The organism is Bacillus sp. LSHTCR4 (assembly GCF_057197025.1).
Map to the genome: position 1 here is coordinate 241,687 of NZ_JBXUNO010000003.1, position 23,502 is coordinate 265,188.

The window sequence follows — 23,502 nt, forward strand, 5'->3', positions numbered from 1 at the left end:
TTTTCTCTTCCCACCCTTCCCATTTTTGTGTAAAATTTTAAATAGTGATGAAGTTTCGAGGTGAATAGAAATGAAACGAATAGATCTCATTTTTAACGCAATACAAAAAGGCAATTATACAGAAGGTGTAACTGCATCAGAACTCGCTACCCTGTTGCAACTAGATCGAGCCAATGTAAGTAGCGACTTAAACAAACTCGTAAAAGATAAACGTTTATTAAAAACAAATACGCGTCCTGTTCGTTTTTATATAGAAACGAACGCTTCGTTGGAAACGCATTCAAAAGAAGTAACTTCATTAGATACATTTGCAGTTGAAAATACGAGCCTTAAAATCGCAATCGAAAAAGCGAAAGCTTCTATTCTCTATCCTCCAAACGGTATGCATACTTTACTGCTCGGAGAAACAGGCGTCGGAAAATCTATGTTTGCTTCTTTAATGCACGAATATGCAATTGAGGTTGAACAGCTTCCTAAAAATGCACCCTTTATCGTCTTTAACTGTGCTGATTACGCAAATAATCCACAGCTACTACTAGGACAATTATTTGGGATTAAAAAAGGAGCTTATACAGGGGCAAGTGATCAAAAAGGGTTAATTGAAAAAGCACATGAAGGGATCCTTTTCTTAGATGAAGTACATCGCCTTCCTCCAGAGGGACAAGAAATGCTTTTCACCTTTATTGACCGCGGAGTATACCGCCGCCTCGGAGAAACAGAAAATGAACGTAAAGCACAAGTATTAATCATTACTGCAACAACAGAAGAACCAAATTCATTTTTATTAAAAACATTTACAAGACGTATACCGATGACTGTCACGCTGCCACCACTTCGTGAGCGTACACATAAAGAACGTTTTGCTTTACTGCAACTATTTTTCACAAATGAAGCAATTCGCTTGCGAAAAGAAATTCACGTTAGCCCGAATGCAATGCGTGCTTTCGTTTTTTACAATTGTCCCAATAATATCGGTCAATTAAAAACGGATGTACAAATTGCCTGTGCGAAAGCCTATTCTGACTTCGTGACAAAGAAACGTGATTCTGTCTATGTTTCAAGTACAGACTTACCTTGGTATATGAAAGAAGGGCTCTTCATTGAAAGAAAAAGCCGTCATCTATACCAAATACCGAATGAAACATTTATATTTACAGGTGATGAAGGTTGGAGTCATCATAAAGCAGAAAATGAGAAGCAATCTTCTATTTACGATTATATTGATTATAAATATGAAGAACTTCAAGCTCGTGGTATTGAAGAGGAAGAATTAGAATTACTAATCGAAAATGATATTCAAAGCTTTTTCGTACAATATTTTAACCAAATGTCAAAAAAGACAAGTCATGAAAATGTTTTTAAAATTGTGGATCGTAATATCGTTTCCGTTTGTGAAAGAATTGCAGAACTTGCTGAAAAACATTTATCCAAGACGTTTGATGAAAAAGTATTTCTCGCTTTAAGTTTACATGTACAGACAACTCTACAACGTTTACAAGCTGGAAAACAAATTCATCATCCACAATTAAATCAAATTCGTACGAAATATAAAGAAGCTTTTTCCGTAGCTATGCAATGCATTCAACTACTGGAAGACGAATTACAAATAACAATGCCTATCGATGAAGCAGGCTTTTTAACAATGTTCTTCGTTGTTGATCCAATTCCTGCCTCACAAACAGAAGTAAAAGTATTAATATTAGCGCACGGCAACGGCATAGCAACAGAAATGGCAAACGTCGCAAACGAACTGCTCGGCATTGAGGAAGTAACCGGTATCGATATGCCATTACATGAATCACCCAAAGATTTCTTAGAGCGTGTGAAAGTGTATATGAAAACACTCCAAAATGTAAACGGGCTTCTCTTACTCGTTGATATGGGATCTCTCGCTTATATTGGTGATATATTAGAAACTGAGTTCAAAATCCCGGTACGTGTTCTTTCCATGACGAGCACTCCACATGCACTAGAAGCTGCTCGAAAAGCTCAGCTTGGCTACTCGTTAGATGCATTATATGAAACAGTGAAGAACTTAACACCGTTTTACTTAAACGTACAAGAAGAAAAGAAAAAGCCACTATCACCAATGAAATCTGTTATTTTGACAGCTTGTTTAACTGGGGAAGGCAGTGCTTTAGCTATTCAAAAAATGTTGGAGAACTATTTGCGATTTGACAAAGACTTAATTGAAATCATTCCGATTAGTATCGTCCATGAAAAAGATTTAACAAAAATGATTGAGAACATAAAAAAAGAGCGGAATATCATTTGTATCGTCACGAATTTCGATGTGCAGGTGCCATGCTTAACTTATCATTTCCAAGACATTGTAAACTACACAGCGATTCAGCCAATTCAAGAATTAATTACGTATGAAGAAACATATGCAAAAATGGCTGACATTCTTGAACAACAAATGCAGCGGAACGACGGAGCATTACTTATTAAAACGATCCGTTACGCATTGAATACAATTCAAGAATTAATTTCCTTACAGCTAACTCCTGACAGTTTAATGGGTGTTATTCTGCATATGAGCTGTATGGTTGACCGTCTTCAAAAAGGAGAAAGCCTCCTCCCTCATCCGGATAAAGAGAAACGAAGACAAGATGAATACTGGATGTATATGAAAGTAAAAAAAGCATTGCAGCCAATTGAAAATACATTTGAAATACAAATACCTGATGACGAAGTGTTTTATGTTATGGACTTCTTCATTAAAAATCAGCCTGTAAAAAATTAATCGAGACAGTTTTTTAGTATATCGAACGTAACTCGGATTTTATCAGTGTTTTTCAAGATATATCAGCGCAACTCGGATTTTATCAGCGATTTTCAAGATATATCAGCGCAACTCGGATTTTATCAGCGATTTTCAAGATATATCGGCGCAACTCGGATTTTATCAGCGATTTTCAAGATATATCAGCGCAACTCGGATTTTATCAGCGATTTTTCAAATATATCGATTTACCGGCAATAACCGCTAAAATTTGCACCTTATAGCAAAAAAGGCTGTTCCAAAATATGGACAGCCTTTTTTCTACTTCTTTACTTTCCTGATTCTACCCCTTATTTCACCCTTCTTATGGGACTTCGTATAAACATTTACATATACATTCGCCTGAATGATTTCTTGAAGTAAGCTATCAAACGCTCTCCCCTGTAAAGGTCCTTCAAAATCCCCCACATTAACTACACCAGTGACGACTCCTTCATTTACACTAATACCTTGCTTTAGCGGACCAAGTAAACTTAAAACAATTGGACCAATTTGATCTGCTTTCCCTAAATGAATTTGGCATGATGTAACTTTTTCGATGTTTTTCAATATGACCCGATATTGCAACTTCTTTAAATCCTCACTAAATATAAACTCTGCTACGCCATAAGCTTCTGTATTTACAGGAGGTATTTCCCTCTTACCTGTTAACCTCGCAAAGAAATGTGTTGTCATACGGGCATTCTCCTTATATAAATTTCCCAGCACTACTTCTACTACTTTATGGTTTATACATAATCATTTATGACTTTTTCAATTTTAATTACAAAGAAAAGATTCACACAATCTTTACATTAGAATCGTTCCTTTTGCTTCACTACCTCTTGTATAATGCACATAGAAAAACATTCTAGGAGGTTATTTTGGAAAATAACAAATACACTATTCACACATTATTAGAGATTTTTCTCGTTTCATTTAAATTAGGACTTACTTCATTTGGGGGTCCTGTCGCCCATCTTGGGTATTTCCACCACGAATATGTGCAAAGAAGAAAATGGATGGATGAACGGAGCTACGGAGATTTAGTAGCACTAAGTCAATTCCTTCCTGGTCCTGCTAGCAGCCAAGTCGGTATGGGCGTTGGATTATTAAGGGGCGGGGTATTAGGAGCTATTATTTCATGGATTGGATTCACACTACCATCTGTACTTGTTTTGGTTTTCTTCGCCTCATTCCTTAATCAATTTAACCTTGGAAGTGCTGGCTGGATTCATGGACTAAAACTTGTAGCAGTCGCTATTGTCGCTCATGCAATATGGGGAATGGCGCAAAAATTAACGCCAGACCGAAATCGTGCAACGATTGCAATTGCAACTGCCGCAATCGCCCTATTATGGCCAAGTAGCTGGACACAAGTCACTCTCATTATAATATCTGGCTTTATCGGCTGGCTTTTATATCGCAACCAACCAATTAGCCAATCTCAAAGTATAAAAGTACCTATTTCAAAAAAGATAGCAGTTTCTTGTCTCGTCTTATTCTTTGGACTATTACTACTGCTACCAATATTAAGACCGTTCTCTTATTACATCGCTTTATTTGATAGTTTCTATCGCTCTGGCGCACTTGTATTTGGAGGCGGACACGTCGTGCTACCTCTTCTTGAAGGTGAGTTCATACAAAATGGAATGATGACGAAAGAACAATTTCTAGCTGGATACGGATTAACACAAGCAATGCCAGGACCACTATTTACATTCGCTTCTTATATAGGAGCAGTGTTAAACGGAACGCTCGGAGCAATACTCGCAACAATTGCGATCTTTCTTCCTGCCTTCTTACTCGTTATTGGTGTTTTACCATTTTGGGACAGTGTGAGAAAAATAGCTTTCATACAAGGCGCACTATTTGGAGTCAATGCCGCAGTTGTTGGTATTTTAATTGCCGCCTTTTATGATCCTATTTGGACAAGCACAATTATAAACGCTGCAGATTTTGTTTTTGCGTCTCTTCTATTTTGCTTGCTCGCTTTTTGGAAAACACCCCCTTGGGTTATCGTCATACTTGGAGCCTTTGGCGGATATGTTCTATCCATTTTATAAATAAAAAACGACGGCATGATGTAGCCGTCGTTTTTTTATTAGAACTTCACAAGCTCTATTCCTTCAGGCAACTCACTCTCTGTTAAAATACGCAATTCTTTCACACGATCCATTACGTAAGAAGAACGTTTCACAAGCTCTGGGTCAATATAAGCTGGATGAACCATAATTTCTACCGTTTGTTCACCTTGTACTCTTTCTTTTAACTTCACAAAATAATCTTCCGTCACACCATCCGCATAAAAGTCACTATAAAACACGTCAGAAAATGGACGCACTGCTCGCTCTTCTTCACAACGACGAATTGGAACATTATATTTATTAGCTAATCTTTCAAGAACATCGTGCAAGATCGGTAATCCATGCACGTGATGATGACTATCTAAATGAGTTGGTTTTAATCCGTAAGATAGGAATTTCTCAATTTGAGCAGCCCACTCTCTCTCGACTTCCTCTGGATTTACCTTCCCTTCCCATACGACGCTTTGTTTATGAAACAATCCATCGCTACTTACAAGTGATGGAACATCTCCAAGAAGCGGGTTCCCTGCCGTTAATACAAGATGTACGCCTACCCCTAACGTTTTATACTCTTTTGCTAAGCGTACCGCATGCTCTGTTCCCGGCATATTCATCATCATCGTCGTTGAATTGACAAGTCCATTTATATGCCCATCAATAATGCCGTAATTTGTACCTTCTGTAAGACCGAAATCATCTGCATTTACAATTAGTTTAATCATCGTAATACCTCCTAATAGAATAAAAAAAGCGGGCTAAATAGCGCCGCTTTTATTTCTCTACCTTTTTAAAGAACTGCGGAAGATATTCTTTATGCGCTTCCAACATTTCATCTAAAATTTGTTTTGCAACTTTATCTGATGGTACAAGTGGGTTAATTGTCATAGCAAGCAGCGCTTTATGATAATCCCCTGTAACAGCAGCTTCAATTGTTGTGCGCTCAAATGATTTAATTTGTTGTACTAAACCGCGAACTGGTACTGGAAGATCTCCCACTGCAATTGGTTTTGGACCTTCTTTCGTAATAATACAGTTCACTTCAACAGCAGAATCATGTGGCAAGCTTGCAATTGTTCCGTTGTTTCGTGTATTAACAGGCTGGATATCACCTTTATTATTATAAATAGACGTAATTAAGCTACATGCTGCATCACTATAATAAGCGCCTCCACGTTTTTCTAATTGTGGTGGTTTAATATCTAAGTTCGGGTCTTTATATAACTCGAATAAATCATCTTCTAATTGTTTTACTACTTCTGCACGTGTTCCTTTTTCAACCGAAGCTTCTTTCTCTTCTTCTAGCATTTCACGTGTTTTGTAGTAGTAACGATGGTATGGACAAGGGATTGCACGAAGACCGCGAATAAAGTCTGGCTCCCAGTTAAGCGCAGCGATATTTTCCATCGTAATTTGCTTCTCTGGATCTGTTACAAGTTCTAACACACGATCCATTACACTTACGCCATCTAAATACACATCTAGTCCGTATACCATATGGTTTAAACCTGCGAAGTCAACGTGTACACGACTTGCATCTACTTCAAGTAATCTCGCAAGCCCCATACGGATTCCGATTGGAACGTTACATAGACCAACTACTCTTTGGATATTTGTATAACGAAGGACAGCTTCTGTTACCATACCAGCTGGGTTTGCAAAGTTAATTAACCATGCATTCGGACAAAGTTCCTCCATATCCTTACAAATATCTAAAATAACAGGAATCGTTCTCAACGCTTTGAATAAACCACCAGGACCATTCGTTTCCTGACCGATTACATCATATTTTAACGGAATCGCTTCATCTTTTGCACGAGCTTCTAATAAACCTACGCGAAGCTGCGTCGTTACGAAATCAGCATCCTTCAATGCCTCGCGACGATCAAGTGTTAAATGAACCTCGATTGGTAAACCTGATTTTTTCACCATACGTTTCGCTAAGTTACCAACGATTTCTAACTTTTCTTTTCCTGCCTCGATATCTACTAACCAAATTTCACGAACAGGAAGTTCATCATAACGCTTAATAAATCCTTCAATTAACTCTGGTGTATAACTAGATCCACCGCCGATTGTAGCAATTTTAATTCCAGTCATGCTTTATTCCCCTTTCGCTTCTAACTTTTTATAAAGGTCAATAAACTCTGCTGCTAATTCTTTTACTGTAATCGCATTCATTAAATGGTCTTGTGCGTGAATTAAAAGAACACTAATCTCTGTTTTTTCTCCTCTTGCTTCTGATTGTATGAGCTCTGTTTGGAAATGATGCGCTTCATTAATCGCTTCTTTCGCCTTTACCATCGCTTCATCAGCTTCTGCCATTTTCCCCTGTTTAGCAAATTGAAGTGCCTCCATTGCAAAGCTTCGTGCATTACCGCTATTTAAAATTAATTGGAATGGAATTTGTTCTGCTGTAGTCATCATAATTACCGCCCTCTCTATTATGGTTCAACCGATTGAAATACCCCTTCAGTTTGAACATTTCTATTAAAATATTAATTTATGAATGATAGTTTGGTGTTCTTTTAGATGGGTCTCATCTTTTTGAACATGATATAAAGGTAATTGTTCTCACAGATCATGTTGTCTGTGAGAACAATTACTATGTTACATAGGTACAGAGTTGTTATTTCCTTGTGCTGCTGCTTTTTCAGTACGAACAACAGAACGGTCACATAATACAACGAATGGATAATAGATTACCATCGCAATTACAAAGTTGAATAACTGTAGAATTGCACCTGAAAGATGCCCACCTGTTACAAGATAACCACTAATAATTGGTGGTGTTGCCCATGGAATCATCACAACTGTTTTTGGTACCCAGCCAATAGATATAGCTGTATAAGAAGTAATTACTAATACAATTGGTGTTATGATAAACGGTAAGAATAAAATTGGATTTAAAATAATTGGTGTACCAAAGATTACTGGTTCGTTAATGTTGAATGCACCTGGACCAATTGATAAACGAGATACACCGCGTAATTGTGCACTTTTTGCTACAAGTAATACAACTACTAAGAACGCTAATGTTGCACCAGAACCACCAAGATATACGAAAGTATCAAAGAACGGTTTTGTAACAATGTTTGGAACATCAAATGCAGATGTGCCACCTTTGAATAACTGCATATTTTTCTCTAATGCTGGTAAGTATAACGGCTCAATAATACCACCAACGATATTTGGACCATGTAAACCGAAGAACCAAAGAAGATGAACAAGAATTACAATGACAATTGCACTTGGTAATGTCCCTGCTAAACTTTGCAGTGGCGATTGAATCGTATTAAAGATAAATTCATGAACACTTGTACCGGCTAATTTCACTGCTAATTGAATACCTGCAACTACTGTTAAAATAACAAATGCTGGAACTATAGCTGCGAAAGATCTTAAAACTGCTGGTGGTACTCCATCAGGCATTTTAAAAGTAATGTTTCTTTGTACAAAGAAACGGAATACTTCAGTAACAAGGAGTGCCACGATAATTGCTACGAATAACCCTTGTGCACCTGTCCAAGCTAAGTTCAAGCCGCCTTCTTTCGGTGTTGTTGGCGTAAGAATAATTAACGCACCAAATGAAATAATACCTGCTGACAAACCATCAACGCCGTAAGATTTTGCTAAGTTATAACTTGTTGTAAATGCTATGATTAATGCTAAAATCGCGAAAGAACCAGTCCACATTCCACCGCCAACTTGTTTCCACGTTTCACCAAACAAACCTTTCATGAAATCTTGGAAAGCTTCAGACGGAAAACCATTAATTAGTGATGCCAGTGCACCAACTAGAATAAGTGGCATAACTGCAATAAATCCGTCACGGATCGCAGCTAAGTGACGTTGCGATCCGATTTTACCAGCGACAGGAACAATATATTTCTCCATAAATGCAATAAACTTTTGCATTTCGCTTCCCCCCTAATTATTTTTTTAGTGTTAACGCGTGATCTAAAACTGCTTCTCCATTCATCATGCCGTAGTGCATTGGATTGATAACGTCGATTCCAACGTTCTTCTCATCAGCAAGCGTTTTCATTGAAGAAAGCATGTAACGAACTTGTGGTCCTAATAATAATACGTCTGCTTGATCGATATTTGTTTTTACTGCATCCCCAGATACAGCCCAAATCTTTCCTTCTAGACCGCGAGCTTTTGCAGCCGCTTCCATTTTTGTAACTAGTAAACTTGTAGACATCCCTGCTGAGCAACATAATAAAATATTCATTTGAAAATCCCCCTTGTGTAGTATAAAAAATTTATGTTTTATTTATTTTTCTTTACGCTATTTATTAATGCAATTAGCGTGCCAACTTTTTAAAACCACTAAAATCAGCACTTTTTCGACTATTTTCTTTGTGTGTTAACGCTTTCAATTAGTGTGTCGCTCAAAAAACACACAGTGTGTTATAAAACAACACGCTTTTAACACATAACTGTATGAAAATAGATTAGTGTTTAGTTGTCTAGTTGTGTTTAAACCAAAAAAACACTAAAAAATATTTTTTAGCGTGAAAATCTAGTAAAAAAATAAAACTCTCTTGAACACACTCTTCTATCTATTGTCCAAGCAAACTCTACTAAATCACATAGAATAGAGTAAAATAACACAATTCGAAAGGGGATTCCTATGCCAAAACATAGAAAACAAAGCAAAATAAAGATTTATAGAATAACAAGCTATAAAAAAGACAAGCGCTCTGAATTAGACTCTGACAAATTTGAACTAGAACAGCAGGAAATAGAAAATAAGCAGGACAAGCACGGTAAACAAGACAAACAGGATAAGCACGACAAACAGGACAAGCACGTACAAGCGGAAAATGTAGTCATAGTACCCACGGATTCACACAACTTAGATATATGGGATGAAATTTCTCTAAAAGAAATACAAGCTGGTGAACATACAAATTTATTGAATGAAAAAAGTAATTATCAAAATATTAATTTGGTACAAGTAAGCGATATCCGTTTATATTTGGACAACCAACTACAATTCAGTTCCGTTGATGAACAAATTTATCATGAAGCTCTTGTACATCCAATTATGGCAAAAGTAATTGATCCGAAACGTGTTCTCATATTAGGTGGCGGCGATGGACTTGCTTTACGAGAAGTTTTGAAATATGAAACTGTGCTACATGTAGACCTTGTTGATTTAGATGGGGCAATGATTAATATGGCACGTAATGTTCCAGAAATAGTATCCTTAAACAAAAATGCTTTTTTTGATAATCGTGTGAATGTGCACGTATGCGATGCGAAAGAATTTCTAAATTCTCCTTCATCCTTATACGATGTAATTATTATTGATTTTCCTGATCCAGCAACAGAGGTTTTAAGTACTTTATATACAAGCGAACTTTTTGCTCGTATAGCTACATTCTTAACAGAGGATGGTGCTTTCGTCTGCCAATCTAATTCACCTGCTGATGCACCTCTTGTATATTGGAGTATCGGTAATACAATTGAAAACGCCGGCTTAATTGTAAAAAGCTATCATATAATTGTGCCTTCTTTCGGAACTGACTGGGGATTTCACATTGCTGCTAACTCCTCACATGTACTCAATCAAATTGAACAATTATACGTAGTACCCACTCCTCGAACATTACCTTCCCTTCTTTTTCCTTTATTTCAATTTAAAGAAGAATATTTAGAACAACGTAACCATGCTCTTATAAATTCCGAATCGAACCTTATCCTACATCAATGCTACAAACAAGAAATGGAGTTTTGACGATACTATAGTAAGGAGTGCTACCTTATGGAATACTCTACTTTCGGTAAGCATATAATAGTAGATTTATGGGGAGTGGACTTTTCCCTATTAGATGATGTTCACTTTTTAGAATATCATTTAGTTAACGCTGCTGATCACGCAGGTGCCCATGTTTTAAACGTAAGTGCAAAAGAATTCGATCCGCATGGCGTTACTGTTTTAGTTTTACTGTCAGAAAGCCATCTTTCCATTCACACTTATCCAGAAAAAAACTTTGCAGCCATTGATTGTTACACATGCGGTACGACCGTTGAACCACAAATAGCGATTGATTATATTGTGAGTATATTAAAACCAAATGAGATTAATATAAAAAAACTAATTCGTGGTATAGGAGAAATTATTACTGTCGATTAAATATCAATCTTACTCATTTGTAAAAAGGAGGATTGTAAATACCATCAGTGGAATGAACACTCCACTGATGGTACAGACACATACATAAAGTGAAACTTTAATTAGTGGGGGTTTTGTTCATCCCCCACTAATTATTAGTTGAACCAATCGGGCCTTTACGGGCAGTTAAGCTCCCTCCTAACTTCCTTGCTCCAGCCACATTTTGAGGTGGGAGTTTTACTGCCCGTTAATGCGGGATAAAAAAACCTTGCATACGCAAGGTTCATTCGGATACTGACATCTTCCTATATAATTCTACAAATTCACTCGCTAATTCCTTCACCGTAATCGCATTCATTAAATGATCTTGCGCGTGTACCATCAGAAGGGTCACTTCGGTCTTTTCACCACCAGCTTCTTTCTGTATGAGATCCGTTTGTACACGGTGCGCCTCTTTTAATTCCTCTAACGCTTCTTGTAATTTCGCTTCTGCTTCTGCAAATTCTCCACGCTTTGCGCAATCAATTGCTTCCATTGAACAACTTCTCGCATTTCCCCCATGCAAAATTAAATGAAAAGCCTTCGTTTCTATTGTATCCATTTTCCTTTTTCACTCCCCCTTTTCTTCCGCTACTTTTTGTTTATCCCATATTTTTAAGAACGGTAAATAAATGACGAACGCTAGTGCAAAGTTAACGAGTTGCAAAATAACACCTGAAATTTTGCCACCCGATCCTAAATATCCACTAAATAGAATTGGTGTCGTCCATGTTACAGCAGCACCACTTGGACGAGCTACCAACCCCCATTCCATTGCGAAATAAGAAACAATCGTTAATACAACGGGAACTACTATAAATGGAATAAGTAAAAGTGGATTCATGACAATTGGCATACCGAAAGTTACCATTTCATTAATGTTAAAAATACCAGGTGCAATTGACAATCGTCCTAAACTTTTTAATTGCTGACTTCGTGCAAACAATAACATTCCGACAACTAAGGCTAGTGTTGCACCAGAACCACCCATATAAATCCATAAATCAAAAAACTGTGCAGTAATCGTGTTCGGTACATCTTGGCCCGCTTGAAAAGCAATCCGGTTCTGATCCATTAACGATAACCAAATCGGACTCATTACACCGCCCACAATTGTAGCTCCATGAATTCCGCATGCCCAAAGAACATGAACGAGAATAACCGCTATAACTGCTCCCCAAAGACTAGCACCAAGTATACTCAGCGGTTCTTGCAGTAGCTTCCCTACAACATTATGAATGCTTCCGAAAGTTGTGTGTTCAAAAATCAATCTAATGATCCAAACAACTGTCACAACAATAAACCCAGGAATAAGCGCTGCAAATGAACGCGTTACTGCCGGCGGAACTGTCTCAGGCATTTTTATAATCATCTTTTTTTGTACAAGAAATCGGTATATTTCAGTAGATATAATTGCAATAATCATCGCTACAAATAAACCTTGGCTTCCCATTAATGCCGCTGGAATTACTCCATCTACCAGTATACTTTCTTTCGTACCCGGCATGATATATGAAACTTGAAATGGAGTTGCAAGTAAAAATGTCACAAGCGACAATGCCCCGGATGCTAAAGCGTCCACTTTATAATATTCCCCAAGTCTGTAAGCGATTCCAAAAACAGCTATTAAAGCCATTATATTAAAAGTTGCACTAACTGGATACCCTAATGCTACGTTCCAGTTTTTTCCGAACAAACTCGCCATGAATTCACTATACCCGGGGATTGGTAGTGTACTAATAATAAGAAAAATTGATCCTATAATTAAGAACGGCATCGTCAATACAAGTCCATCACGAATTGCTAGCAAATGCCTCTGCTCTGCAACCTTTCCTGCTACCGGCATTACATATTTCTCTAAAAACCGTATCATCTATCCCACTCTCCTCATGGTTTCATTGACAAAGCTGCTTGCAAGATAGCTTCTCCATTACAAAGTCCGTAATGGACGGATTGAATGACATCAACAGGTACTCCTTTCTCCTTACATAATTCTTTCATTTTCGGTAATAAATAACGTACTTGTGGTCCAAGTAAAAGTACATCGGCTTTATCAATATGGCTATTTACTTCAGAACCTGATACAGCCCAAATATTTACCTCTATTCCTCTTGCCTCTGCTGCTTTCTCCATTTTTGTAACAATCAAACTGGAAGACATTCCCGCTGCACAGCAAAGCAAAATATTCATCTCGCTTCCCTCCCCCTTCTTCTCAACCTAAGTGATGGTGCATCCCTTGCCACAACAAGGTTACAAATATATATGTCTAGATTTCCTGCTGTATGCCGAGCTTAAAAACAAAAATTTCTCGGTTTTCACGCTATTCCATCTATCCGTATTCTTCTAGTAAAGAGGGCTCTAACTCGCTATAATAATTCAGTATGATTTTTTAATTGATAGGAGGATATATTTATGAAGGCATATCGCTTTCCACTTATTTTATTATCTTCTATCCTAATTGGTGGTTTCATTGGTTATTTCATGGGTGCCGATGCAGTTGCTTTAAAGCCGCTTGGTGACATTTTCTTAAACTTAATGTTTACGATTGTTGTACCATTAGTGTTCTTTAGCATCGCGTCATCTATTGCTAATATGGATGGATTAAAACGTTTCGGTAAAATTATGTCTAGTATGGCTGGGACTTTCTTATTTACGAGTATTTTAGCTGCTATTTTTATGATTATTGTCGTGAAAGTATTCCCGCCAGCACAAGGTGTTGTATTGGAATTAACACAACCTGACAAAGCAGAAAAAGCTGTTAGTGTTGCAGATCAAATCGTCGGTATTCTAACAGTATCTGACTTCTCGAAATTACTATCTCGTGAAAATATGTTAGCACTTATTTTCTTCTCTATTTTAATGGGGGTTGCAACTTCAGCAGTTGGTGAAAAAGGAAAACCATTCGCTACGTTCTTACAAGCGGGTGCAGAAATTTCAATGAAAGTTGTATCTTTCATTATGTACTACGCTCCAATCGGACTTGCTGCTTACTTCGCAGCATTAGTTGGTGAATTCGGACCACAACTTCTTGGAACTTACTTCCGAGCAGCAATGGTATACTATCCAGCGTCTCTCATTTACTTCTTTGTATTCTTCACGTTCTATGCATACCTTGCAGGTCGCAAGCAAGGTGTACAAGTATTTTGGAAGAACATGGTCTCTCCTACAGTTACATCTCTTGCAACTTGTAGTAGTGCCGCAAGTATTCCAGCGAACTTAGAAGCAACGAAGAAAATGGGTATCTCTTCTGACGTTCGTGAAACAGTCGTCCTTCTTGGATCTACACTTCATAAAGACGGCTCTGTTTTAGGCGGCGTATTAAAAATTGCTTTCTTATTCGGTATTTTCAACATGGAATTCGAAGGACCGAAAACATTAGCAATCGCACTTGTTGTTTCTCTATTAGTAGGAACAGTAATGGGCGCTATTCCAGGCGGCGGTATGATTGGTGAAATGTTAATCGTTTCTCTATACGGCTTCCCGCCAGAAGCATTGCCTATTATCGCAGCAATCAGCACAATCATTGATCCTCCTGCAACGATGTTAAACGTAACAGCAGATAACGCTTGTGCCGTAATGACAGCTCGCCTTGTAGAAGGTAAGAACTGGATCAAAAACAAATTTGCTTAATAAATAGAAAGAGGATGCTCCAAACGAGCATCCTCTTTTTTTGTTGTTAATCCATTCCGCCACAAATTTGTTAAAATCTTCACAAATATTCCACACCCATCATCCATTCTCCGTACTATAATCATGTATGGAAAAGGAGATGGACACGATGACACAAAGCGCACCAGAATTTAAAGTTTTGCAAAGCATTGCATTTCTTGCTGTCGTTTTGCAAAGTTCCTTATTATATACAATGAATCAAGGACATGTTTTACTTGAGCAATCCCTCATTATGGGTATGCTATTTAATCTCGCAAAATTTTCAGCACCTGCATTCATATTTATCGTCGGCTTTCACTTAATTCGGCAATATACAAAGCAACTAGCCTATACAGAATATATTTATGAAAAAGCCGCACATTTACTCATTCCTTATTTCTTCTGGTCTATTCTTTACTTATTAACAACAAACGATATGATTACACTACAAAGTGGAATAAAAAGTGTATTACTCGGAACAGCCGCACCCCATCTTTGGTACGTGATTATGATGTTCCAAATTCACCTATTGTTCCCTTTGCTGTGCACACTATTTTATTGGTTTCAAAAACGAACAGAAAATAAAAAAGACATATATAAATATATGACCATCTTTGCTTGCTTATATTTTCTCTTAATGTGGTATTCTTCGCACTACATTTTTAATGGAGAGAAATTAACTAGCTCAACCATTTTACATTATACAGATCGTTCCTTCTTCTTCTACTCGTTCTATTTCGTCATGGGAGGAATTGCTGCTGTCGCACTCAAAACGTGGCGTACATTTGTCATGAAACATATCCCGCTTATCACAATATTATTTTTCGTCTTATTTTTATTCATCAATTATGAGTTATTTAGTTTTTACGGAGCAAACTCTATTCATTTAACCGTTTCAACTTATTTAAAACCGTCTATGTTTTTATATATCGTATGCGAAATTATTATACTTTACGTGCTATCTATTACAATCGTACAGCGACGCGGTTTCTTGTATAAAGCTTTACGCTTTATCGGGAATTACACGTATGGTGCTTATTTAGCTCACCTTTTCTTCTTACAACTATGTACAAAATTTCTTTCTTTATTTACACTGCAAGAAAACACAATATTATATAGCCTATTATTATTTACAATAACGGCCACAATCTCGATTTCAGCCATGGTCATTTGCAGTACACTACCATTTCATACATGGATTACAGGACCTTCTCCTACAACAAATGTGAGATGGGCGAAGATTGTACTTCGGAAAAATCACGAAAAGGTATTCAAACCATATCTTTGATATAATAGAATTCCATACAAGAAAAGAAAGTAGGACACACCTATGATTAATCAAATTGGACAAATTATGCTATATGTAAATAATCAAGATGAAGCCGTACAATTCTGGACTGAGACAGTAGGATTCCAAATTATTGCGGAAGAAAATAACGGACAAGGGTTTCGCTGGATTGAAATTGCGCCGGCAAAAGAAGCAGGCACAAGCATCGTCCTTCACGATAAAGCGTTAATTGCAAAGATGCAACCTGAATTAAACTTACATACACCTTCACTTATGTTCTTCTCTAACAACTTAGATCAACTGTATAAAGATCTTTCTGAGAAAAACGTTACTGTTGGACAAGTTGTAGATTTACCTACTGGCAGAGCATTCAACTTTGCTGATCATGAAAACAATTACTTTGCGGTAATGGAGCGAAAATAAAAAAAGAAGCTATCCGAAAAAACCGGATAGCTTCTTTCATTTTAAGAAACTTGTTCTACATTCGTTTCCCTATGTTGAATATGACTCGTAATCCAAGCAATTCCGCCGGCAACAACGAGGTAGCATAACAATATTAAAATTTGCATTTGTAATTGCGACCAATCTCCTAAAGAAATCACATCTTGCAATCCTCTAAGAGAATGGGACATTGGGAGAAATTGTCCAATCTTGCTAAGAACAGCTATATTTAATTCTCCTGGGAAAGTCCCCCCGCTCGTCGCTAACTGCAGGACCAGCAGCGTTACCGCTAAAAACTTTCCAACAAGACCAAACACCGTTACTAACATAAGAATAAACGTCATGAACGTAAAGGAAATAACGATACTTGATAAAACAAAGAGTGGCACACTTGCAACTTCTAATTTCATAACTCCTAGCACAACCACATCCACAAGTAATGCTTGAATCAGTCCAATTAAATATACTAACCCTAATTTATTAATAAAATGTACCGTTCCGCTTACTTTCATATTTTGTCTACGGCCAAGCGGTAAAATATTTGATGCCATAATTCCGCCAACATAAAATGCAAGCGATAAGAAATATGGTGCAATACCTGAACCGTAATTAGGCACATCAGAAACTGTTGACTTCACTAATTGAACCGGCTCTGAGAACATCGTATTGCGTGCATCATCATTGCGAACATCCGCTATCTTCTCTGCGCCCTCTCCTAATTTCGTAGAAAGTTCTTTCGCACCATCGTCAAGTTTAACAAGTCCGTTCGTTAACTGATCAGCACCATGATTCAGCTCTGTTCCACCATTCGCAAGTTGATTTACACCTTCTTGTAATGATGTAAATCCAGTTCCCCATTTCGTAAATCCACTAGCTAAATTTGTAGCACCATCTGCTATCTTTTTCGTTCCAGCAGTAGCTTCATTTAACTTAACTCCGAATGTATTCATACCTTCTTCCATCTTATGTTGACCATCCGCAAGCTTCTTTGCACCTTGCGTCAATTGTTGCTGGCTATTATTTAAGCTGTTTGTTGCTTTAGCTAATCCATTAGAAGTAGCAACGATTTTTTGAAAAGCAGGGTCTTGCTGCGCCTCTGGATGATTTTTCACGTACTCTTCTAATTGTTGTTTTACACTATTTGCTGCATTGTCCGCTTTCACTTGCCCTTCAGCAAGTTTCTCACTTCCGTTCACCCATTCATTTGTACCAGCATTTAATTCACTAACCCCTGATTGTAAGGTTTTTTCACCTTGTGCTAATAACTCCATACCGCTATGAAGTGAGGTTGCTCCTTGACTTAGCTCATTTGCTCCGTCAGTTAAGGCAGATTGGCTAGAAGCAAGTTTGTCACTTCCCTCTTTCACTTTTGATGTCCCGTCACTTAAGCGATGAATACCATCTGCGAGCTGATTTGCCCCATCTTTCGCATCTGTCGTTCCTTCATGTAACTTCCCAGCACCATTACTTGCATCATTCAACCCTTGTGCTAAGTCTTGAAACTTTGAAAAGACACCTTCTGTATAAGATTTTGTAATACTATTTGAAATTTTTGTTTTCATATTTTCAACAGCTGTCGTTCCAATTTGCGCTGCTACAAAGTTTTTACCCGGATTTACTTTGTACTGCAATTGTGCTGGTTCTGGTTTCTCATCCATAAGTGTACTTACCTTTTTAGAGAAATCTGCCGGAATCGTAACAACCATATAGTACTTATCTTCTTTTAGCCCTTCATCAGCATTTTTTTCTGATACGAAATGAAAAGCCAGTTCCTTATTCTCTTTTAAATTTTTTACAAAATCGTCTCCTGCATGAATTGTTTTCTCATCCATTGCAGCACCCTTATCTAAATTTACAATCGCAACAGGTAATTTATCTAATCGTCCGTACGGATCCCAATATCCAGCTAAAAAGAACCCTGAATAAATTAAAGGAACGATTAACAAAAAAATTAAAGCGATACGTCCATGTTTATGGTGCCACATCGCTTTCCAATCTTTAAATATAAGTTGAATTCCCTTCATGAAACATACTCCTTCTCCGAATTTAACACCATTAGAATGGTTTAACAGATTTACTATACACGTCCACTTTCATACTGTATAATACATCTTTAATTATCAATTCATTCCTTTTGGTCTATTGAAAGGAGAGTCAAAATGGAACTTCTTCAACTAAAATACTTTCAGACAGTGGCAAGATTAGAGCATATGACAAAAGCCGCTGAAGAATTGCATATCGCACAGCCTTCGCTCAGCAAAACAATTGCTAGACTAGAAAAAGACTTAGGCGTCCCGTTATTTGATCGCCAAGGTCGACAAATTACATTAAACTCTTTCGGGAAAGTATTCTTAAAACGAGTAGAGCGCATTTTTCATGAATTAAGTGAAGGCGAACGAGAAATTAAAGATTTAGCTGACTTACAACAAAGCTCTATTACGCTGGCCGTTTCTATTCCAAGAATATTACCAGAACTACTCGGTTCTTTTTTACTAGAACATCCTAACGTTCGATTCCAACAATTTCTCGCATCTACTCCTTCTATGAAACGACAACTAGATAATATAGAAATTGACTTTTGCATTTCTTCTGTGCCAATTGAAGGCGAGGAGATTATTTGGGAACCACTTATTACAGAAGAAATTTTCTTAGTCGTCCCTTCAGGCCACCGTTTATCAGAACGTGAAAGTGTATATCTGCATGAAGTAAAGGACGAACCGTTTATTAGTATGAACACTGGTTATGGATTTCGGCACTTAACAGATGAATTTTGTAAAGAAGCTGGCTTCACTCCACATATCGCTTTTGAAGTAGATGAACCAACTGTGATTAGCGACCTTATTAAGCAAGGCCTCGGCATCGCCTTTGTCCCAAGTTTAACTTTATTAAAAAACTCTACTTTAGCATTAAATAAGTTACGTATTATTGAACCCGTTTGTAAGCGAACGATTGGCTTAAGCTGGTCAAAAAAACGTTACTTATCGAAAACCGCTCAGCAATTCCGTGAATTCGTGATTCATTACTTCTCCAATATTAGGACGTAAAATGATATCCAAAAATAAAAGGTGCCATCCCCATAGGGTGGCACCTTTTATTTTTCACTCTTCTCTAATTCTATTTCAGCTAAAAGCGGCAAAACATTATCAAAAATATGCGTATTGTTATTTTCGCCTGTTACGTATCCACCGTAATATCTACTAAATACATTGTCATTTCGAAATGTGGCCATATGATCATATAATTCCTTTGCAAACTTTGTATCACCTGTTTGTAGTACGTACAAAATCGTTAATCCGTAAGCGGCTGGAGATTCATAATTCACAGTTTGCTTTCCCGTTTCTAAATTGTAACGACCGTATAGCTTTCCATCTTCCTGGAATTTCTTCTTTATAAATTCCAAATATGCATCTGATGAAAGGCCGCCTAAACTACGATGATATGCAACGTATGATTGGTCAATAAGATTCACTTCTTTGTCGTACGTAAATGTACCATCTGCTTTATACTCTTTCGGGAATGCCCATCCACGCCTTGGATAATCCGCTAAAAATTGAACGACTTTCTGATATTGCTCAGCAGAAACTTTGCCATACTTTTTCATATAGGAGAATGCGCGCGGATTTATATATGACGTTGTTGCAAAATCATTTTGTTTCCTTGCATCTGCATCATAATAATCAACATAATAATTATCTTTCTTATTATAACGAATTACAGCATCACTCAATTGATCTGCCAAGTTTTTATAACGCTCTTCCTTGTACATTTCATAAGCGCGATATAACTGTTCTATAATACGAAGATCATCGATAAGTGCATTTGTAGCTGACTGCATTTCTCCCTTTTCAGAGATTTTCCATAAAACAATTTGGTTCTTATGTACAAAGTTATTTTGAATAACCTTAACTTGTTCATCAAATAACGCTTGATCGTCTTTATCCAATGTATATTGTAGCCATAGTCCTGCTGATTCCGATAAAGCTTCACGGCCTTTCGCTTCACCGGTACCTGCTTTTGTATCTTCTAAACGATATGTAGCAAGCGTTCCATTTTCATTCACCATATGTCTTAAAATAAAATGTTCCGTACGGTTTCCTTGCAGAGCTGACCAAAATACAATTCCACCTAAAGCGATTAAAAGAATAACTCCGATCACTATATATATACGTTTCCGCAAACTTTTCACCTCCCTAGTAAGGCTATCCTTAATTTTACCAGAACATACGTAAATGTAAAAAAGACAACCTATTAGATTGTCTCCCGTTCCTCTATCACTCACAAGCCTCTTTAGAAGGTCTATATAACGATTCCACGAGTCGATCATACTCACTACGTGTAATCTCTTTATTATACAGCTTCAATAATAAATCTCTATGCTCTTTTGAAAATGCCATCTTTTTAATGACTTCAGGATACATAAAACATCCTCTCCATTTCACATAAACTTCTCCACTCCAAAACAGAACTTATGTTCGCATAAAAGATTATAAAATATTCCCGCTAAAAAAACAAACAAAACATGAGAAACTACATATTTCTTTTTATTCAAAATATTACAACATTATATTATCATATTCACTTTTTAAATACATATATATTTTTGGTAGTTTTTTTGAATAAATCTTCCAATTCAATCAGAAAATAATGGCAAAAAAGAAGAGGAGTCTACATATGGATACGGTAACATTAGCAAGAGCATTTTTCGGTTCTTCACTAGCATTCCACATTATCTTCGCAACACTTGGTGTCGGACTTTCATTAATGATTTTTATAAGTGAAATACTCTATCACTGGAAGAAAGATTCCGACTACGCCATTATGGCGAAAAGATGGACAAAGGCTTTTGCCATCCTTCTCGGTGTAGCAATTCCAACTGGAACAATCGTTGGTGTGCAAATCTCACTTCTTTGGCCTGGTTTTGCCAAAATTGTTGGGCAAGTTATCTCTGTGCCCTTTCAAATTGAGATTTTCGCCTTCTTTTTAGAGGCTTTGTTCATGTCCATTTATGTATATGCAGCTGACAAACTACCTCCATTCATGAGATTAATCTCACTATTCTTCGTCATGATTGGTGCCACGGCATCCGCCGTGCTTATTACATCAGCAAATACATGGATGAATACACCCGCGGGCTTTTCAATGGGGCCAGATGGATCAGTTTTTAACGTTGACCCTTGGAAAGCTTTCTTTAATCCGAGTTTTGGCACAAGCGCATTCCACGTTGTGATTACAGCCTACGCAACGGGAGCTGCCGTCATTGCCTCTATCGCCGGATTTAAATTATTAAAGAAGAATGTAAGTGAACGTGAAGTGGCGTATCATACAAAAGGACTACTGTTAGGACTCATCGTGACATTTATTACAGGTGCTACGATGTGGCTTTCGGGACACGAATCGGCAATTGCCTTACATAAGCATTCTCCTGAAAAACTGGCATCTGCTGAAGCTCTATTTGAAACGACATCACATGCACCGTTATCAATTGGCGGCGTTGTAGATCCTAACACACTTGAACTAAACTATGCACTAGAAATCCCGAACATGCTTAGCCTACTAGTGGGACTAGACCCTAGCACCGTCGTAAAAGGACTAAAGGAATTCCCACAAGAAACATGGCCACCATTTTACACACATACACTGTTCAATTTAATGGTCGGCACTGCTGCCTTTACCTTTGCAGTTGCAGCAATTGCCCTCTTATATTGGTACTTTGTTTACCGAAAAAAAGGAACAGAACTACCGAAGTGGCTTCTTTGGGGAGCTGCCGCATGTGGACCAGTTATGATGCTCGGCATTGAATTCGGGTGGATTTTCAGCTGTAGCGGTCGTCAACCGTGGACCATTTATGGTATGCAACGTACCGTAGATGCTTCTACACGCGCTGATTTTGTCGGTCCTTTATTTATTCTATTCATCATTTTATATATTGGACTCGGTATTTTAACAGTCTTTGTGCTACGAACATTCTTTAAGAAACATCCGCTTACAAATGATTTACATCACGAAGGAGGCGATTCTCGTGCATGAGGAAAGTATTGCAATCATCATCTTATGGGCTCTTATTTTTGTATACAGTATATTAGGGTCCATCGATTTTGGAGCAGGTTTTTGGGGCATGGTATACGCCAAACATCCAACGCTCGCTGCCAAGCTTGCCAACCGATACTTATCACCGACTTGGGAAGTAACAAATACATTTCTCGTCTTTGTCGTTGTCGCTTTTCTCGGTTTCTTTCCGAAAGCCGCTTTCACCCTAGCAACGGTGATGTTCGTACCCGTTATGTTAATTCTAGTACTCGTGGCAATTCGCAGTACATTTATGGTATTTGCTTATTCCCTGCCGAGGTACCAACACCTTCTTCGTATTATTTCAGGTATTACAGGACTCTTAATTCCAGCCCTATTAATTACCGTTTTACCCGTTACAGAAGGTGCCTATATTACAATGTCTGAAGGAAAAGAAGTACTCCTATACGGAAAACTTCTTTCTAGTCCTGTTATTTATTGTTACATGCTCTTCGGACTAACTTCTGAACTATTTCTTTCCTCTCTCTTTCTTGCTGATTTTGCGAGAGAACAAGGTTCAGAAGATGCATATAAAATTTATAGAAGAAACGCGATTATCCTTGGTCCTGCAACGCTCGTTACGGCGATTATTGCCCTCGTTGTAATGGATCCGGAAACACACTGGCTTATGCAAGGGCTAATAAAGCAATTCACATGGTTTACAGTTTCTATCGTTTTATTCGTTATCGGGTACTCTTCTCTTTGGTGGACAAACAAGAAGTATGCCACACTAGGATACCCTCGTATTGCCGTTTTAGCAGTCGTCGCTCAATATGCATTTGCAAGTTATGCTTACGGCGTTGCGCATTTACCGTATATTATTTATCCTGATGTAACTGTATTTACAAGCTTTACAACGGTCGAAACATTCTATGCATTGCTTATTTTATATGCAATTGGGATCGCAATTTTATTACCAGGATTTATTTTCTTCTGGAATTTATTCTTGAAGGATCGAACTTTTTTGAAGGAAAAATAATATTGTAGGGCCTGTTCCAAAAGGTATTTTGGGATGGGCTCCTTTTTTCATGTTTTGTCGATAAAT

The 23,502-nt window shown here is 37.5% G+C and carries 22 protein-coding genes; 10 read left to right on the forward strand and 12 right to left on the reverse strand.

What is annotated here, in order from left to right; all coding sequences use genetic code 11:
* Positions 1-70: 70 nt before the first annotated feature.
* Entirely contained in the window at positions 71-2,746 is a 2,676-nt protein-coding gene (locus AC2CGR_RS20845; RefSeq protein ID WP_087968727.1) for a sigma-54-dependent transcriptional regulator, read from the forward strand.
* A gap of 300 nt (positions 2,747-3,046) precedes the next feature.
* Here the strand turns inward: AC2CGR_RS20845 and exsM are convergent, their stop codons facing one another.
* A complete protein-coding gene (exsM, locus tag AC2CGR_RS20850) occupies positions 3,047-3,460 on the reverse strand; it encodes an exosporium regulatory protein ExsM (protein ID WP_087968726.1) in 414 nt (137 codons plus the stop codon).
* A gap of 188 nt (positions 3,461-3,648) precedes the next feature.
* On the opposite strand from exsM, the gene AC2CGR_RS20855 reads away from it, so the two are divergent.
* Positions 3,649-4,830 carry a chromate transporter gene (locus tag AC2CGR_RS20855; RefSeq protein WP_087968725.1) on the forward strand — a complete coding sequence of 394 codons (1,182 nt, stop codon included), beginning with the start codon at positions 3,649-3,651 and terminating at the stop codon, positions 4,828-4,830.
* Between the two features lie 38 nt (positions 4,831-4,868).
* Here the strand turns inward: AC2CGR_RS20855 and chbG are convergent, their stop codons facing one another.
* The 5 genes from chbG to AC2CGR_RS20880 form a co-directional block, all read right to left on the reverse strand.
* A complete protein-coding gene (gene chbG, locus AC2CGR_RS20860; RefSeq protein WP_000593484.1) occupies positions 4,869-5,573 on the reverse strand; it encodes a chitin disaccharide deacetylase in 705 nt (234 codons plus the stop codon).
* 49 nt (positions 5,574-5,622) lie between these two features.
* On the reverse strand, positions 5,623-6,948 hold the full coding sequence (gene celF / locus AC2CGR_RS20865; RefSeq protein ID WP_000145757.1) for a 6-phospho-beta-glucosidase: 1,326 nt from the start codon (positions 6,946-6,948) through the stop codon (positions 5,623-5,625).
* A 3-nt stretch (positions 6,949-6,951) separates the two neighbouring features.
* Positions 6,952-7,275 carry a PTS lactose/cellobiose transporter subunit IIA gene (locus AC2CGR_RS20870; RefSeq protein ID WP_000989050.1) on the reverse strand — a complete coding sequence of 108 codons (324 nt, stop codon included), beginning with the start codon at positions 7,273-7,275 and terminating at the stop codon, positions 6,952-6,954.
* 183 nt (positions 7,276-7,458) lie between these two features.
* A complete protein-coding gene (celB, locus tag AC2CGR_RS20875) occupies positions 7,459-8,766 on the reverse strand; it encodes a PTS cellobiose transporter subunit IIC (RefSeq protein WP_087968724.1) in 1,308 nt (435 codons plus the stop codon).
* A 16-nt stretch (positions 8,767-8,782) separates the two neighbouring features.
* On the reverse strand, positions 8,783-9,085 hold the full coding sequence (locus tag AC2CGR_RS20880) for a PTS sugar transporter subunit IIB (RefSeq protein WP_001023567.1): 303 nt from the start codon (positions 9,083-9,085) through the stop codon (positions 8,783-8,785).
* Positions 9,086-9,487: 402 nt separating this feature from the next.
* On the opposite strand from AC2CGR_RS20880, the gene AC2CGR_RS20885 reads away from it, so the two are divergent.
* Both AC2CGR_RS20885 and speD read left to right on the forward strand, forming a co-directional pair.
* Entirely contained in the window at positions 9,488-10,597 is a 1,110-nt protein-coding gene (locus AC2CGR_RS20885) for a polyamine aminopropyltransferase (protein WP_484481106.1), read from the forward strand.
* Positions 10,598-10,624: 27 nt separating this feature from the next.
* Positions 10,625-10,996, forward strand: a complete 372-nt coding sequence (gene speD / locus AC2CGR_RS20890; protein ID WP_087968722.1) for an adenosylmethionine decarboxylase — start codon at positions 10,625-10,627, stop codon at positions 10,994-10,996.
* A 262-nt stretch (positions 10,997-11,258) separates the two neighbouring features.
* On the opposite strand, the gene AC2CGR_RS20895 is transcribed toward speD, so the two are convergent.
* The 3 genes from AC2CGR_RS20895 to AC2CGR_RS20905 are packed head-to-tail and all read right to left on the reverse strand — an operon-like array spanning position 11,259 to position 13,204.
* Positions 11,259-11,576 (reverse strand): PTS lactose/cellobiose transporter subunit IIA, encoded by a 318-nt coding sequence (locus AC2CGR_RS20895; RefSeq protein WP_484481107.1) that lies wholly within the window; start codon positions 11,574-11,576, stop codon positions 11,259-11,261.
* Between the two features lie 9 nt (positions 11,577-11,585).
* On the reverse strand, positions 11,586-12,887 hold the full coding sequence (celB, locus tag AC2CGR_RS20900) for a PTS cellobiose transporter subunit IIC (RefSeq protein ID WP_029441007.1): 1,302 nt from the start codon (positions 12,885-12,887) through the stop codon (positions 11,586-11,588).
* A 14-nt stretch (positions 12,888-12,901) separates the two neighbouring features.
* On the reverse strand, positions 12,902-13,204 hold the full coding sequence (locus tag AC2CGR_RS20905) for a PTS sugar transporter subunit IIB (RefSeq protein ID WP_044792017.1): 303 nt from the start codon (positions 13,202-13,204) through the stop codon (positions 12,902-12,904).
* Positions 13,205-13,426: 222 nt separating this feature from the next.
* Between AC2CGR_RS20905 and AC2CGR_RS20910 the strand changes: the two genes are divergently transcribed.
* The 3 genes from AC2CGR_RS20910 to AC2CGR_RS20920 all read left to right on the forward strand — a co-directional run bounded on the left by AC2CGR_RS20910 (position 13,427) and on the right by AC2CGR_RS20920 (position 16,373).
* On the forward strand, positions 13,427-14,644 hold the full coding sequence (locus AC2CGR_RS20910) for a dicarboxylate/amino acid:cation symporter (protein ID WP_000649373.1): 1,218 nt from the start codon (positions 13,427-13,429) through the stop codon (positions 14,642-14,644).
* A gap of 148 nt (positions 14,645-14,792) precedes the next feature.
* Complete coding sequence (locus tag AC2CGR_RS20915) at positions 14,793-15,950, forward strand: acyltransferase (protein ID WP_087968719.1); 1,158 nt, start codon at positions 14,793-14,795, stop codon at positions 15,948-15,950.
* A 42-nt stretch (positions 15,951-15,992) separates the two neighbouring features.
* On the forward strand, positions 15,993-16,373 hold the full coding sequence (locus AC2CGR_RS20920; protein ID WP_087968718.1) for a VOC family protein: 381 nt from the start codon (positions 15,993-15,995) through the stop codon (positions 16,371-16,373).
* A 41-nt stretch (positions 16,374-16,414) separates the two neighbouring features.
* Here the strand turns inward: AC2CGR_RS20920 and AC2CGR_RS20925 are convergent, their stop codons facing one another.
* Positions 16,415-18,415: a YhgE/Pip family protein gene (locus AC2CGR_RS20925; RefSeq protein WP_484481108.1), complete on the reverse strand. Its 2,001-nt coding sequence runs from the start codon at positions 18,413-18,415 to the stop codon at positions 16,415-16,417.
* Positions 18,416-18,550: 135 nt separating this feature from the next.
* Between AC2CGR_RS20925 and AC2CGR_RS20930 the strand changes: the two genes are divergently transcribed.
* Entirely contained in the window at positions 18,551-19,435 is an 885-nt protein-coding gene (locus tag AC2CGR_RS20930; protein ID WP_000421918.1) for a LysR family transcriptional regulator, read from the forward strand.
* Between the two features lie 47 nt (positions 19,436-19,482).
* Here AC2CGR_RS20930 and AC2CGR_RS20935 read toward each other — a convergent pair whose 3' ends face one another.
* Both AC2CGR_RS20935 and AC2CGR_RS20940 read right to left on the reverse strand, forming a co-directional pair.
* A complete protein-coding gene (locus AC2CGR_RS20935) occupies positions 19,483-20,568 on the reverse strand; it encodes a transcriptional regulator (protein WP_131101139.1) in 1,086 nt (361 codons plus the stop codon).
* Between the two features lie 94 nt (positions 20,569-20,662).
* Positions 20,663-20,830 (reverse strand): adhesin, encoded by a 168-nt coding sequence (locus AC2CGR_RS20940; protein WP_131101141.1) that lies wholly within the window; start codon positions 20,828-20,830, stop codon positions 20,663-20,665.
* Positions 20,831-21,062: 232 nt separating this feature from the next.
* On the opposite strand from AC2CGR_RS20940, the gene cydA reads away from it, so the two are divergent.
* Both cydA and AC2CGR_RS20950 read left to right on the forward strand, forming a co-directional pair.
* Entirely contained in the window at positions 21,063-22,418 is a 1,356-nt protein-coding gene (gene cydA, locus AC2CGR_RS20945; RefSeq protein ID WP_484481109.1) for a cytochrome ubiquinol oxidase subunit I, read from the forward strand.
* Positions 22,411-23,436 carry a cytochrome d ubiquinol oxidase subunit II gene (locus tag AC2CGR_RS20950; protein ID WP_270184658.1) on the forward strand — a complete coding sequence of 342 codons (1,026 nt, stop codon included), beginning with the start codon at positions 22,411-22,413 and terminating at the stop codon, positions 23,434-23,436. The genes cydA and AC2CGR_RS20950 overlap by 8 nt, the downstream gene beginning before the upstream one ends.
* The last annotated feature ends 66 nt before the right edge of the window (positions 23,437-23,502 follow it).

Bases quoted from the DNA above. Each gene is read 5' to 3' on its own strand.
- AC2CGR_RS20845 (WP_087968727.1), top strand. From the start codon at position 71: ATGAAACGAATAGATCTCATTTTTAACGCAATACAAAAAGGCAATTAT.
- exsM (WP_087968726.1), bottom strand. From the start codon at position 3,460: ATGACAACACATTTCTTTGCGAGGTTAACAGGTAAGAGGGAAATACCT.
- chbG (WP_000593484.1), bottom strand. From the start codon at position 5,573: ATGATTAAACTAATTGTAAATGCAGATGATTTCGGTCTTACAGAAGGT.
- celF (WP_000145757.1), bottom strand. From the start codon at position 6,948: ATGACTGGAATTAAAATTGCTACAATCGGCGGTGGATCTAGTTATACA.
- AC2CGR_RS20870 (WP_000989050.1), bottom strand. From the start codon at position 7,275: ATGATGACTACAGCAGAACAAATTCCATTCCAATTAATTTTAAATAGC.
- celB (WP_087968724.1), bottom strand. From the start codon at position 8,766: ATGCAAAAGTTTATTGCATTTATGGAGAAATATATTGTTCCTGTCGCT.
- AC2CGR_RS20880 (WP_001023567.1), bottom strand. From the start codon at position 9,085: ATGAATATTTTATTATGTTGCTCAGCAGGGATGTCTACAAGTTTACTA.
- AC2CGR_RS20885 (WP_484481106.1), top strand. From the start codon at position 9,488: ATGCCAAAACATAGAAAACAAAGCAAAATAAAGATTTATAGAATAACA.
- speD (WP_087968722.1), top strand. From the start codon at position 10,625: ATGGAATACTCTACTTTCGGTAAGCATATAATAGTAGATTTATGGGGA.
- AC2CGR_RS20895 (WP_484481107.1), bottom strand. From the start codon at position 11,576: ATGGATACAATAGAAACGAAGGCTTTTCATTTAATTTTGCATGGGGGA.
- celB (WP_029441007.1), bottom strand. From the start codon at position 12,887: ATGATACGGTTTTTAGAGAAATATGTAATGCCGGTAGCAGGAAAGGTT.
- AC2CGR_RS20905 (WP_044792017.1), bottom strand. From the start codon at position 13,204: ATGAATATTTTGCTTTGCTGTGCAGCGGGAATGTCTTCCAGTTTGATT.
- AC2CGR_RS20910 (WP_000649373.1), top strand. From the start codon at position 13,427: ATGAAGGCATATCGCTTTCCACTTATTTTATTATCTTCTATCCTAATT.
- AC2CGR_RS20915 (WP_087968719.1), top strand. From the start codon at position 14,793: ATGACACAAAGCGCACCAGAATTTAAAGTTTTGCAAAGCATTGCATTT.
- AC2CGR_RS20920 (WP_087968718.1), top strand. From the start codon at position 15,993: ATGATTAATCAAATTGGACAAATTATGCTATATGTAAATAATCAAGAT.
- AC2CGR_RS20925 (WP_484481108.1), bottom strand. From the start codon at position 18,415: ATGAAGGGAATTCAACTTATATTTAAAGATTGGAAAGCGATGTGGCAC.
- AC2CGR_RS20930 (WP_000421918.1), top strand. From the start codon at position 18,551: ATGGAACTTCTTCAACTAAAATACTTTCAGACAGTGGCAAGATTAGAG.
- cydA (WP_484481109.1), top strand. From the start codon at position 21,063: ATGGATACGGTAACATTAGCAAGAGCATTTTTCGGTTCTTCACTAGCA.